General features: G+C 34.7%; 14 protein-coding genes and 1 riboswitch. Of the genes, 9 read left to right on the plus strand and 5 right to left on the minus strand.

All coding sequences use genetic code 11. From position 1 onward, the window contains the following. Positions 1-3: 3 nt before the first annotated feature. Together EG339_RS23280 and EG339_RS23285 are read right to left on the minus strand one after the other, a co-directional pair. Positions 4-528: a GNAT family N-acetyltransferase gene (locus EG339_RS23280; protein WP_123872447.1), complete on the minus strand. Its 525-nt coding sequence runs from the start codon at positions 526-528 to the stop codon at positions 4-6. Between the two features lie 10 nt (positions 529-538). After that, on the minus strand, positions 539-1,117 hold the full coding sequence (locus EG339_RS23285; RefSeq protein WP_228459671.1) for a leucine-rich repeat domain-containing protein: 579 nt from the start codon (positions 1,115-1,117) through the stop codon (positions 539-541). A 104-nt stretch (positions 1,118-1,221) separates the two neighbouring features. Between EG339_RS23285 and gldB the strand changes: the two genes are divergently transcribed. The 9 genes from gldB (at position 1,222) to EG339_RS23330 (ending at position 8,484) form a co-directional block, all read left to right on the plus strand. Next, positions 1,222-2,208 (plus strand): gliding motility lipoprotein GldB, encoded by a 987-nt coding sequence (gldB, locus tag EG339_RS23290; protein WP_185146552.1) that lies wholly within the window; start codon positions 1,222-1,224, stop codon positions 2,206-2,208. 137 nt (positions 2,209-2,345) lie between these two features. Further along, on the plus strand, positions 2,346-2,669 hold the full coding sequence (gene gldC / locus EG339_RS23295; RefSeq protein WP_123872449.1) for a gliding motility protein GldC: 324 nt from the start codon (positions 2,346-2,348) through the stop codon (positions 2,667-2,669). A gap of 103 nt (positions 2,670-2,772) precedes the next feature. Next, positions 2,773-3,912 (plus strand): cystathionine gamma-synthase, encoded by a 1,140-nt coding sequence (locus EG339_RS23300; protein ID WP_123872450.1) that lies wholly within the window; start codon positions 2,773-2,775, stop codon positions 3,910-3,912. A gap of 69 nt (positions 3,913-3,981) precedes the next feature. Beyond that, the gene (locus tag EG339_RS23305; RefSeq protein WP_123872757.1) at positions 3,982-4,428 is read left to right on the plus strand and encodes a GNAT family N-acetyltransferase; all 447 of its coding nucleotides are present in this window, start codon (positions 3,982-3,984) and stop codon (positions 4,426-4,428) included. A gap of 113 nt (positions 4,429-4,541) precedes the next feature. Then, positions 4,542-5,054, plus strand: coding sequence for a DinB family protein (locus tag EG339_RS23310; protein WP_123872451.1), 513 nt, complete (start codon positions 4,542-4,544; stop codon positions 5,052-5,054). 276 nt (positions 5,055-5,330) lie between these two features. Next, on the plus strand, positions 5,331-5,759 hold the full coding sequence (gene tnpA / locus EG339_RS23315) for an IS200/IS605 family transposase (protein WP_123872452.1): 429 nt from the start codon (positions 5,331-5,333) through the stop codon (positions 5,757-5,759). A gap of 264 nt (positions 5,760-6,023) precedes the next feature. Beyond that, positions 6,024-6,572: an L-threonylcarbamoyladenylate synthase gene (locus EG339_RS23320; protein ID WP_123872453.1), complete on the plus strand. Its 549-nt coding sequence runs from the start codon at positions 6,024-6,026 to the stop codon at positions 6,570-6,572. Between the two features lie 108 nt (positions 6,573-6,680). Continuing rightward, a complete protein-coding gene (locus EG339_RS23325) occupies positions 6,681-7,025 on the plus strand; it encodes a nuclear transport factor 2 family protein (protein ID WP_123872454.1) in 345 nt (114 codons plus the stop codon). Positions 7,026-7,062: 37 nt separating this feature from the next. Further along, positions 7,063-8,484, plus strand: a complete 1,422-nt coding sequence (locus EG339_RS23330; RefSeq protein ID WP_123872455.1) for a CCA tRNA nucleotidyltransferase — start codon at positions 7,063-7,065, stop codon at positions 8,482-8,484. 160 nt (positions 8,485-8,644) lie between these two features. Here the strand turns inward: EG339_RS23330 and EG339_RS23335 are convergent, their stop codons facing one another. The 3 genes from EG339_RS23335 to pafA all read right to left on the minus strand — a co-directional run bounded on the left by EG339_RS23335 (position 8,645) and on the right by pafA (position 13,533). Next, positions 8,645-9,688, minus strand: coding sequence for a DUF5074 domain-containing protein (locus EG339_RS23335; RefSeq protein ID WP_123872456.1), 1,044 nt, complete (start codon positions 9,686-9,688; stop codon positions 8,645-8,647). Between the two features lie 5 nt (positions 9,689-9,693). After that, complete coding sequence (locus EG339_RS23340; RefSeq protein WP_123872457.1) at positions 9,694-11,529, minus strand: TonB-dependent receptor plug domain-containing protein; 1,836 nt, start codon at positions 11,527-11,529, stop codon at positions 9,694-9,696. A gap of 32 nt (positions 11,530-11,561) precedes the next feature. Beyond that, a riboswitch (cobalamin riboswitch) is annotated at positions 11,562-11,737 on the minus strand. Between the two features lie 149 nt (positions 11,738-11,886). Further along, the gene (gene pafA / locus EG339_RS23345; protein ID WP_123872458.1) at positions 11,887-13,533 is read right to left on the minus strand and encodes an alkaline phosphatase PafA; all 1,647 of its coding nucleotides are present in this window, start codon (positions 13,531-13,533) and stop codon (positions 11,887-11,889) included. Between the last annotated feature and the right edge of the window lie 37 nt (positions 13,534-13,570).

Genomic DNA, 13,570 nt, shown 5'->3' on the forward strand with positions numbered 1-13,570 from the left:
GTATTAAATATATTTTTCACGTTTCAATTCATACCAGAAACAAATACCGTCCGGTTCTTCAAATTCGCCTGTTTTCTCAAATCCCAGTTTTGTTAAAATATAGTTGGAAACTTCATGTTCAGAATGGGCGTAGGCATAAATAGCATCTGCATTCAATTCATTAAATCCATAATCCAGAGAAGCAATCCCAGCTTCCATAGCATAACCTTTTCCCCAGGATTCGGGTAAGAAGCGATATCCCAGTTCCAGAACATTCTGGTGACCATTAGTTTCTTTGGTTAATAGTTTCAAGCCGCTCCAGCCTATCAGTAATCCACTTTCTTTTTCAATCACACCTAATCTTCCTACTCCATTCTCTTTATATTGTTGTTGGATCATCCTGATGATGTACTTAGATTCTTCAAGGTCTGTTGACACCGGTGTTCCGATATATTTCATCACATCAGGATTAGAATCCATAAGGAAAATACGTTCTGCATCTTCTTCTTCAAGTTTCCTTAAAATGAGTCTTTGAGTTTCTATTTTCATATCATTAGTTTTATTCATTGGTTCCAAAAATGGTAACATCTGTCTTTAACCCTTTTTTAATATTTTCTTCTTTTATTTTATTTCCGCTTATATTTAAGGTCTGTAGAGCCACATTTCCGGAAATATCAATGTGCTGGATTTTATTATGCTCTACATTCAGTCTCCTTAAATTTTTAAGCTGAGACAGATCGATTGTTTTTAGCTGATTTAAAGATAATGTTAATTGGTCAATTTTCGGTGTTGCTTTCAGGGAAATAGTCTCCAAAAGATTATTATCAATATACAAAGAAGTGAGGTTTTTAAGATTTTCGGCTTTAAATGATACTATTTTACATCCTGTGCATGAAAACAGATTCAGTTTGTCCATATCTTTCAGAATAACGGAAGAAATTGCGTTATCATCCAGCATTACCATTTTTACGTTGTTAAAAAAGTGCAGATCCTCTATGGAAGTAATGCCTTTTTGAACCAAAAACAGGTTGTTTACAGCGTCTGCTTCAGACTGGCTGATTGCCTCGTCCTTATTTAAATCAAAGTTTTCAATAACAGCCTTTTCAAGATTCTTATTTAAACTCGAGCTTTTGCGCATGTAAAAAAACTAATCCGAAAAAGCCCGCTAGAACAGTAAATATTTTAAATTTCATCATGAAATGTCTATTTAATCCTTATTTTTGTAAACTTAATGTAAAAATAATGAAGATTTTCAGATATATTGCCGTTTCTTCTGTTTTAATTGCTGGGCTTAACTCCTGTAAAAAAGAGCCTGAAAACCAATGGAAAATAGAGGTAAAAGATACCACAGAAAAAATTGAAATGACGGATATTTCTAGGGAATTTTACAATCCGGCTATTCCCTTAGATCAGTTTAAAGCTAAGTTTCCATGGTTCCAGGGAACCGTTTCTGATGCTGATTTCTCTAAAAGAAGAGCGGATGCGGAAGAGATCAAAATTTATAAGGAAGCAATAGGGAAAATAGATCAGGCCAAACTGCAGAAAGATCTTCAGGATTTATTTTCACATATCAAACATTACTTCCCACAGTTTAAGAGCCCAAAGGTATACCTGTTTTCATCAGCACTGCAAATGGTTCAGGATCCTATCTTTTATGATGAAAAAGGGAATCTTTTATTTATTGATATTACCGGATTTATGGGTGATGGCAATGCTCATTACAAAGGATTGGAGCTTTACTTCCAGAAATCTATGAACCCACAGAATATTGTTCCTAAGGTTTCCCTTCTCTTTGCCGAAAATATTGTAACCGAATCTCCGGATCATCAGAAATTCATAGACCAGGTAATTCTTAACGGAAAAGTAATGATCCTTCAGGATGCTTTCCTTCCGGACACTCCAGATTACCTGAAAATGAATTACACCCGAAAACAATATGAATGGGCCACTTACAATGAAGCCAATATCTGGAATTATTTTGTGGAAAGCAATCTGTTATTCGGAGATGATCCAAGATTGGGAGAACGTTTTATTGCTCCGGGGCCATTCTCAAAGTTCTATACTGAAATAGACAATGAGTCTTCCCCACAGATCGGTATTTTTACGGGATGGCAGATCTGTAAAGCCTATCTGAAGGAAAAGCCGGATACAAAACTTACAGCCTTCCTGAAAATGGATGCTACGCAAATTTTTAACGAATCCGGTTATAAACCCCGTGTAACAAAATAACCGTTATTTATACCTATAGAAGACTTTTTGTTCCTACAGAAAGTCTTTTTTTATATCATTTCCTGATGAAGATAGTTTCGCAGAAATTTTGGATAAGCTGAAGAAGTATTAACTTTGCTGAAAAATTTTAGATTGATATGAGAAAAACTCAGATTACAATAGATGTAGAGCTTGATGAAAACCACGTGCCGGAAAATATTACATGGAATGCTCAGGATGGCGGTATTGAAAAACAGGAAACCAAGGCAACCATGATCTCTGTATGGGATGATAAAACCAGAGAAGCCTTAAGAATCGATCTTTGGACTAAAGAAATGCCTGTAGACCAGATGAAGATGTTTATCCACCAGATTTTGATTTCTCTTGGAAACACCTACCAAAGAGCAACCGGAGAGGAAGATGTGGCACAATGGATGGAAGAAATTGCAGAAGAGTTTGCGGTAAAATCTGCTATAAAATAAAACGTTCACAATAAAAATGTAACAATGAAACAATTTAACAGTGGAACAATTCTAAAACATTGATAAATTGGTACACTGTTAGATTGATAAATTATAAAATATTATGAATTTTAATACCAAAGTAATTCACGGAGGGCAGCATCATGAGTCTGCAACGGGATCTGTAAATGTTCCTGTATTTTTAACCTCTACGTTTGCACAAAAAAGCCCTGGAGTACACTCCGGATATGAATATTCAAGAGCTGCTAACCCTACAAGACAGGCGCTGGAAGATTCTTTAGCAAGCATTGAAAACGGAGCGAGAGGATTGGCTTTCGGTTCTGGTCTTGCAGCCATCGACTGTGTTTTGAAGTTATTAAACCCTGGTGATGAAGTAATTGCAGTAGATGATCTTTATGGTGGTACTTACAGAATGTTCACCAGACTTTTTGAAAAATATCAGCTGAAGTTCACGTTCGTTAATTTTGACGATGTTTCTAAAATTGCAGATGTAATTACAGATAAAACCAAACTGATCTGGGTAGAAACTCCAACGAACCCGCTGATGAAGTTAGTAGACATCAAAGCGGTAGTAGAAGTTGCTAAAGGAAAAGATATATTAGTAGCTGTAGACAATACTTTTGCAACTCCATATATCCAAAGACCAATTGATCTGGGAGCTGATATCGTAATGCATTCAGCAACAAAATATTTAGGCGGGCACTCAGACGTTATTGCAGGTGCACTTATTGCTAAAGATGCAGAATTAGGTGAAAAACTTCATTTTATTCAGTTTGCAAGCGGTGGTATCTTAGGTCCTCACGATTCTTACCTTGTATTAAGAGGGATTAAAACGTTGGCATTAAGAATACAGAGACACTCGGATAATGGACTTGCTGTTGCAAAATATCTTGAAACTCATCCTGCAGTAGATAAAGTTATTTATCCCGGATTAGAATCTCACCCTCAATATGAGCTGGCAAAATCTCAGATGAAGGAATCCGGAGGAATGGTTTCATTCACTTTCAAATCCGGAAAGAAAGAAGATGCCATCAAGTTCCTTGAAAAAGTAAGAGTATTTACTTTGGCTGAATCTTTAGGTGGTGTGGAATCTTTAGCGAACCACCCTGCTTTAATGACCCATGCTTCTATCCCGGCTGAAAAACGTGCTGAATTGGGAATTACTGATGATCTTGTACGTTTAAGCGTTGGTATTGAAGATGCAGATGATCTTATTGCAGATCTGGAAAAAGCATTTTCTTAAGACATTAAAATAAATAAAATGAGAAGGATTCAATATCTTTCTCATTTTTATTATCACCACCAGACACCTATGAAAAATACGAGAAAAGCAGTCATTGAAGATTTATCCCAACTGGCTGAGCTGTTTGATCAGTACAGAATATTCTATCACAAAACGTCCGATATTCCTGCTGCTACAGATTTTCTTCAGGAAAGAATTGAAAATAAAGATTCCGAAATTTTTGTTACAGAAGAAAACGGAATTCTGACTGGTTTTGTACAATTATACCCAATATTTTCATCTACCAGAATGCAGCGTTACTGGCTGCTGAATGATTTGTACGTTAATGCCAATCATAGAGGTAAAGGCTATTCCAAAGAACTTATTGAAAAAGCAAAAGAACTCTGCCAATCATCAAATGCCTGCGGCATCCTACTTGAAACAGGAAAAAGTAATGATGTAGGTAATCAATTGTATCCTTCCTGCGGTTTTAAACTTTATGACTCTGTGAATTTTTATGAATGGAGCAATTCATAAGTAACAATCAACCAATAATGAATAATACAATATCATAACCTAATATTTTCGTACTTAAATACGACCCGAAATCTCGTTAACACGAATATTTTAACTTATAACCCCAAAACACTATGACAGATTTTCAAAAATACATTCAAAGATACTTAGACAAGATCCCATCCGGAGATTGGTTAGCTGAACTAAAAATATCAGAAGAAAAAACAATAGGAATATATTCTAACCTAACAGAAGAGCAATCAAAATTCGCTTATGCTGAAGGCAAATGGACATTGAAAGAATTACTTCTACATTTATCCGACACAGAAAGAGTTTTCCAATACAGAATATTAGCGTTGGCCAGAGGTGATAAAAACAACCTTCCCGGATTTGACGAAAATGAATATGCAGCACGGTCTTTTGCGAATGAAAGATCACTGGAATCTTTGCTGGAAGAATACAAACTGGTAAGAAAGTCTTCACAGATTTTATTGGAAACAATGAATCCTATTGCTTTACAAAATATCGGTACTGCCAATGGCAATGAAATTTCGGCAGAAACCATAGGAAAATTAATTATCGGGCATAATTACCACCATCTGAATATTATTGAAGAAAGATATTTATCTAAATTGGGATGGATGTAATGAAATAGTAAGTTTTGGCTAAAGCCAATGGAATTATTGTTTATTGTTGAATGGGCTAAAGCCCATTCCTATTGAATTTGATAGATAACATAAAATGATTTTTAAATAATACAATCAGGTTTAGTTTTCATTGACGACCAAAAATACATTTATATAATTCATATATAATACATCAATAGGGACGGGCTTTAGCCTGTCTTTTAAATTTTATACCAATCCATTGGCTTTAGCCAAAACTTAATTAAAAAACATTATTTTTGATAAAAAACAACACAAATGTCATTTATCAAAATTTACGTTCACCTTGTTTTCTCAACAAGAAACAGAACTCCTTATCTTAATACATTTGATCTAAGAATAAAGATTTGGAAACACATCAAAGAATACGCTTCAGAAAAAGGAATATTCTTAGACATGATTAATGGATATTCAGACCATTGTCATTGTTTGATTTCCTTAGGTTCCAATCAAAATATAGAAAAAGTTGTACAATTATTGAAGGGAGAATCTTCATATTGGATCAATAAACATCATCTTACGAAAGATAAATTCTCATGGCAAGATGAATACTTTGCGGTCTCTGTTTCCGAAACAAAATTAGATGCGGTAAGGAATTATATTAAAAATCAGGAAAAGCATCATCAGAAAAAGAGCTTTACAGAGGAATATCATGAATTTATTGAAAAATATAATTTTAAAATGTAGGTTTTAGCTAAAGCCAGATGGAATTTTTATGTATTGTTGAATGGACTAAGGCCCATTCCTATTGAATTTGATAGATAACGTAAAATGATTATAATACATCAATAGGGACGGGCTTTAGCCCGTCTTTTAAATTTTATACCAATCCATTAGCTTTAGCTAAAAAACTTAAAAACGCACTAACACACCATCCATTTTGCCCCTAATTTTTTGTTTAAAATTCACAGATTCTCTACCTTTATCCACTGTTTTGAATGTATATAAAATATGGAACCTATTATTGAAATATTAAAGTCCGGCGGAACAATTCTTTATCCTACAGATACCATTTGGGGAATTGGATGTGATGCCACCAATATAGAAGCTGTCAATAAAATTTTTGACATCAAAAAACGTGAGAAAAACAAATCGATGATCATTCTGGTAGAGTCTGAAAAAAGGCTTCAGGATCTGGTTGATGTCCCTGAAATGGCTTGGGAAATTATTGATTTAAGCGAAAAACCGGTGACCATTGTTTATGAAAACCCTAGAGGGCTGCCTAAAGAATTGCTTGCTGAAGACGGCAGCATCGGAATCAGATTGGTAAAGAATGATTTCTGTAAAAAACTGATCACTAAACTGAATAAACCTTTGGTTTCTACTTCTGCTAATTTCAGCGGCGATAAAAGCCCGTTGAAGTTTTCGGATATTTCCCCGGAAATCATTAGCCTTGTAGATTATGCTGTGGAGGAAGACAGGGATAAAGTTTCAAAATACTCAGGATCTTCCGTCATTAAAATATGGGATGATAACAGGATAAAAGTTCTTAGAGAATAAAAATACGGTAGTAACCTGTTTATTTTTTAGAGTCTTGTCTGTGTATATCGGCAGGATTTCTTTTTTTTAATTCTATCTTTGCAAAATCCAACTCTTAAAATACATGCTATGAATCATCAAGAATTCGCTCAAATGTGGGTAAATGCCTGGAACTCTCATGATTTAGAGGACATCCTTTCCCATTATTCTGACGATATTGAGATTACTACGCCCATGATTGCCATGGCCACCGGAGGAAAAGAAAGTTCTTTAAAGGGAAAAGATGCCGTTCGTGAATACTGGAGAAAGGCTCTGGATAAATTTCCGGATCTGCACTTCAATCTGATCCATTCAACAGAAGGAGTAGGTTCTGTAGCATTATTTTATAAGTCTATCATGGATAAACACGCTGTAGAGGTGATGTTTTTTAATGAAGAGGAAAAAATAAGTAAAATGTACGCTCATTACGACTAATGACCGGCATTGGTAGAAATTGACGCTATTATAAACGATGAAAATTAATCTTACTCAAAATAAGAATTTAAAACTTTTTAAAATAATTTCTGAAGCTGCAGAAAGGAATAATCAGTCTGTATACATTGTTGGTGGATACGTTCGCGATCTCCTGATGAAGAGAAAGGCTTCTACAGATATTGACTTTGTAACTGAACAGAGCGGTATTGAACTGGCTCAAAATGTAGCCCAGGATATTGATCCTAAATTAAAAGTTTCTGTATTTAAAACCTATGGAACAGCCATGATCAAATATAAAGATCTTGAGCTGGAATTTGTAGGTGCCAGAAAGGAAAGCTATACGGAGAACAGCCGAAAGCCTGAAGTAGAAGGCGGAACATTGGAAGATGATCAGAAGAGAAGAGATTTTACCATTAATGCAATGGCCATTTCTTTGAATAAAGATAATTTCGGAGAGCTGATTGATCCATTCAACGGTATTGAAGACCTTGAAAAAGAAATCTTAAGAACTCCTTTGGAACCTGCTCAGACCTATTCTGATGACCCATTGAGAATGATGAGAGCTGTAAGATTTGCATCCACTCTAAGCTTCACTATTGAAGAAAACTCTTTGGAGGCGATTAAGCAGGAAGCAGAAAGAATCAAAATTGTTTCGATGGAAAGAATCATGGTGGAATTCAATAAGATCATGCTTTCTGAGAAACCTTCCGTAGGCTTAAAATTAATGGAACAAACAGGACTTCTAAAGCTTGTTATTCCTGAATTAATCGAATTGAAAGGAATAGAAGAAGTGGAAGGCCAAACTCACAAAGATAATTTCTACCATACTCTTGAAGTAGTAGATAATATTTCTTTGAATACCGATAATCTCTGGCTGCGTTGGGCTGCATTACTTCACGATATAGGAAAAGCCCCTACGAAGAAATTTGTGGAAGGAACAGGATGGACATTCCATGGACATGAATTTTTAGGTTCTAAAATGGTAAAAGCGCTTTTCCAAAGATTAAAATTACCTTTGGGAAGTGATATGAAATATGTTCAGAAGATGGTAAAGCTTTCTTCCAGACCTATTGCCTTGATTACAGATGATGCCTCAGACTCTGCTTTAAGAAGGCTTTTATTTGATGCCGGAGAAGATCTTGAAGATTTATTTACTCTTTGTAAGGCAGATATCACCACCAAAAACTCAAGAAAGCAGGAGAAATTCAAGAAAAACTTTGAATATGTAGCGGTAAAGATCAAAGAAGTAGAAGAAAAAGATCAGGTAAGAAACTTCCAGCCTCCTATTACCGGAGAAGAGATCATGAAGATGTTTAACCTTCAGCCGGGACGTGAAATTGGTATTTTAAAGGAAAAGGTGAAAGAAGCCATTCTTGAAGGTGAAATTCCAAATGAAAAGGAAGAAGCTACAAAGTTTGTTATTGCTGAAGCAGAAAAGTTAGGATTAAAATTAAACTAATTTTCACTCAATAGAAAAAGCCAAGCTGGATATTTTATCCAGCTTTTTTAATGCTATAATAATTTATATAACAAAGCCGGGCGGGTTCTAAGAACCCGCCCGGAAAAAAACACAAATGATGAAAAAATAAAAAATTATATACGCCGAAGTGTATTATACTTTAGTTCCAGTATACTGAATTAGAAGCTATACCTGCTGAAAAAGTTTTAATAATATCTCCAGATGTATTATAAACAACAATCTTACTGTCCTGCTTAAATCCATTTGCATCAGAAGTAAAGATCAGATCTTTTACTACACTGAACCCATAAAGATCAGAATATGGATCAGAGCTACTTGCAACAGTAAATAAAGGTGAAGTAGGCACTGTTCCTAACTTCATATCCATAGTATAAACACTTTTACCTGAGCTGAAATAGAATTTATTGTTCGAGATCTCCAGGTTCTTGGCATCAGCAATTCCTGTTAAGGTAATCGTTTTTATAATATCACCCGTACTTGAGATCTGATAGATATAAGAATCCGTAGTTCCAGCTGCAATAGCATAAACATTCTGATTATTTGAAATGATTTTATTGATATTTCCGTTTACAGAAAAGGTCTTCTGAATCTCATTGGTAGTTGTATTAATAAGTGTAATATTGTTTCCATATCCAAACGAAGCATTCTGTACAAAGATATTATTACCTGCTTCTACGATTCTCTCAACAGTATCTGAAAAAGGAATTTTTTTAATAAGAGAATTGTCTGAAACTTTATAAACACTTACAAATTTATCTCCCTGGTATTTATCATTAGTTACATAAATATTATTGTTTGCAAAAGCCATATAACGAGGCTGATTAAGCCCGGATGTAATTTCACCAGCTGCTTTAAAATTATAACGGTTTACAATCTGAATCTTATTTGAGTTGTTTAATAATAAATAGGCATTGTTACCATTGAAAGCAATCATCTGCAGAACATCTCCTAATTTCCCTCCATTATTGAATGAGAAAATATTATCCTGTTTAAGGCTTAGATCTGAAGTTACAAAAGTTACTTCAGCATTTGGAGTACCATATTTTCCTTCGTTTGCAATCAGAAATCCATTGGCGTAATCAATTCTAGGCTGTAATTCATCACTACTGTCGGTGCTACATGATGCAACACCTAAAAGAAGTACGAAAGCAAAAAGAAGATGTAAAAGTTTGTTTAGTTTCATATGATTTAAAAATTAATTGTTACGTAAATACTATAATTTCTTTTCGGCATTGGATAATCAAATACTGTTTGATACACAATATTTGTAAGATTATTTACCTTAAATCCTAAAGTATTTTTTTTAAAAATATTTGCAGAAACACCTGCATTTAAAATAAAATAAGGATCTAATGCCACAGATCTTTTTTCATCTGCAGTGGTATAAGTGAGTCCATTAACAAGTCCTTGAGCATAGATTTTAAGAAAATCAAATGTATAATCTATAGAACCTGTAGCTTTATGTAAAGGAACATACATCATTTGCTTGTTAGTTTCTTTATTTACAGATTTTGAATAGGTATATCCAGCATTGATCTTTAGACTATGTCTGCCAAAATTTTTATTCCAGGTAATATTGGATTCCAATCCATAAAATTCGGCTTTATAGGTATTAAAAGGAGCCCAATATCCGTAAGATGTAGGAAGCCAGCTAATATAATTTTTAATATCCATATAATATGGGCTGAGAATAATTTTAAAATCTCCAAAATTAAACTCGTGATCCATATCTATATTGGAAGAAGTTTCAGGCTGTAAATCCAAATTGCCTCCAGGTTTCCAATAAAGATCATTAAAAGTAGGATATCTGAAGTTTTTTGAAAAACTGCCGCCTATATGATACCATTTCAAAACGTTCCATTTTCCTGAAAAAGAATACATAACCGGAGAAGAAATATCCTCTACAAAGTCTTTTTTTATTCCGGCTTCAAAGCGTAAATCTTTAAAAGCAAAATACCTTACCATTCCGGCTAAAGAAACTACATTCCGGCTAATATTACCTATATCATAACCTTCAGCTTTATTAACTTGAAACTCTCCGATTGCATTAATATTAATCTTCGGAGTTATGAAATAATTAAAGTCGTTTTTAAATATATAATTCTTTCCCTCAGCCCCAGTTGATTTAAGCAAATAGATATCTGGAAAATACTGGTAATTATCTTCAGTATAAGCAGCCTTTAAACTATTTGAAAAATTAGTTTTATTAATATCCCACGAAATCAGGCTTCGCAAAGTATTAGCTTTATACTTTGTTCTGTTACCATTTTCCTCGTAAATTATATAATGCTGTGAAGCATCAAATATCTGGCTTTGCCACGAAATAGTCTGAGCATCAGTAATTTTATAAGCTGCACCAATATTAAAGGTTGTATTATAGTATCTTCCATTGATATTTTTAAATGGAGTTGTACCCACTACAAATTCCGGCACCTCATAATCATTTGCACTTACAGCATAATTTGCAGAAGTCTTAAAGCTAAATTTTTCATTACTGTAAGAACTTTTAACAAAATTATTATAAGTACCAAAAGAAGCTGCTTCTGAAAATAGAGATCCGTGAAACCCTTTATTAAAATCAAGGATATTGTTCAGGTGAATACTGCCACCAATAGCACCTGAGCCATAAGTAACACTTCCCCCGCCTGCTTTTACTCCAATCTGGTCATATCCGAATAAGGCAATATTGTTGATATCTCCTTGACCCAAAAAATTGGAGTTAATATTAATTCCGTTCCAGACAAAAGCAGTCTGATTAGCTGAAGTTCCTCTAAATGATGGTGAAGAAACAGCACCACGTCCGTTTTCTTTAATATAAATGGAAGATTGAAACCTCAACAGCTCTGAAAGATTACTGGAGTTCTTTTCAACATCTTCAGTATTAATGATTTTCACAGGATGAAACTGTTTCACTTTGTTCATCTGGCTGTCGAAAATATAAATAGTATCAACAGCTTTCTCCTGTGCGGAAAGAAAGCAGCCATAAGATGACAAAAACAGTACTAGAAATCTTTTTATATTCATATCATTCTACTTTTCCTCCGAAAGCAATATGTTTTTTGATTATTATTCTGGCAGGTCTCCTGACTTTCGCTTTCTGTGCCTTCCCGTTTATACAGTGGCTGTGTACAGAAACTTTTATTGCGATTTACAGTTGCGGGGACAGTTTGGGAGTTTCACCCAATTCCCTTTTCATTCCAATATACTGGAAACCAAAATTTTTGCAAAGATAGTTTTTTAAATGTATTAGGCAAAAAATGAATTTTATGACTCAAAAAACCAAACCAGACCCTACTGGAAAATAGTTTCACAACCCTCATTACTTTGGTAAAATAAAAAACATTCCGGGAAGGAATGTTTTTTCTATATATGTTATTCAGCTTATTTACCCATAACTTCAGTAATTGGATTTCCAACATTTCCGCTTGGAAACTGGATTTTCAGTAATGAAGAAACCGTAGGCGCAATATCTGTCATGTGATAAGGCTTATTGCTTTCTCCCTGCTGAACTCCCCACCCCATAAAGATTAATGGGATATGTGAGTCATAAGAATTCCAAACACTGTGTGTAGTTCCTGTTTTAGAATATGGCGGCAGCATAGAATCATGAGATATCAATTGAATATCTCCGCTTCTCTGTCTGTTGATTCCGTTAATAATTCTTTGTTTAATTGGCTCAGGAATACTTGATTCAGCAACTTTATCTACAGAAACCGCATATAAAACAGTAGGATCTTTTTCCAGTTCTTTAACAGCAAAGTTTCTTACATCATCCAATTCAAGTTTACTGTCGGCCAACACTTTTCTGTCGAAATAAATCTGATAGTTATCAATCGCGTTGATTAATTTATCAGCCCCGAATTTATCTTTCAGTTTTTGATTAAGATTCTTTTCAGCATCTTCTCCAAAGAAACCTGTCGGAATTTTGTGCTCTTTTAAGAATCCTACAGAGTGTGCGCCACCGTGGTCTGCAGAAAGGAAAACGGTATACTCACCTTTACCAACCTTTGAATCCAGATAATTGAAAAATTGTGCTAAATCCTGATCTAATCTGATATAAACATCTTCTACTTCAATAGAGTTCGGGCCAAATTTATGCCCTGCATAATCCGTAGAAGCTAAATTGATTGCTAAAAAGTCTGTAATATTATCACCTCCCAATTTTTCTCCTTCCACAGAAGCTTCAGCCAACTTTAATGTGAGTGTATTTCCGAAAGGAGTATAGCGGATGTTGTCTTTTTTTGTCTGATAATCTTTTGCAAGATCATTGTAAGGGAATGTAGGTGTTTTGGCGCTTCCTAATAATCCTTCCCAAGGAGAATTGTCTGGTGCACTTTCTGTATATTGGCTGATCGGAAGTAAAGTATTCCAGCCGTTAGCAACCAGTTTTTCCGGTAAATTCTGAGAATTGAATGATTTTACCCATTGAGGAAGACCATTCATATACCATGTACTTGTGATAAAGTTTCCTGTACTGTCATCAAACCAGAAAGCTCCGTTTGGCGTATGGCCTGCAGGAAGAATAGAAGCTCTGTCTTTTAAAGAAACCCCGATTACTTTCCCCTGGAAATTTGTTGCCAGTCTCAATTCGTCCGTTACCGTTGTAGACCAAAGGTTTTTCGGAGAGTGGCTTCCCGTTTTTGTATTGGTTGTTCCTACTGGTTGAACACTGTCATCAGCAGTACAATATACGCCTTTACCTGTTTCTTTATCTGTCCAGTCGTTTCCGGCAATCCCGTGAATGGCAGGTACCGATCCTGTATAAATACAAGTATGCCCCAAAGCAGTAATGGTAGGAACATAAGGAATATGTACATTATTTAAAGAATATCCTGTATTCAAAAGTCTTTTGAAACCGTCATTTCCATATTTGTTGTAAAAACGGTATAAATAATCCCAACGCATCTGGTCTACTACCAGACCTACAACCAATTTAGGTCTTTCTAATTGAGAATTTCTGTTCTTCTGCGCATTGATTGTAACTACGGACAAAAAAGTAGCTGCCGCAATTGAAATGTTCCTAAGCATCCAAGTAAAATTTTATTGCTCACAAATTTAGGGGTTT

The sequence above is a fragment of the Chryseobacterium bernardetii genome, assembly GCF_003815975.1.
Taxonomy (GTDB): Bacteria; Bacteroidota; Bacteroidia; order Flavobacteriales; family Weeksellaceae; genus Chryseobacterium; species Chryseobacterium bernardetii.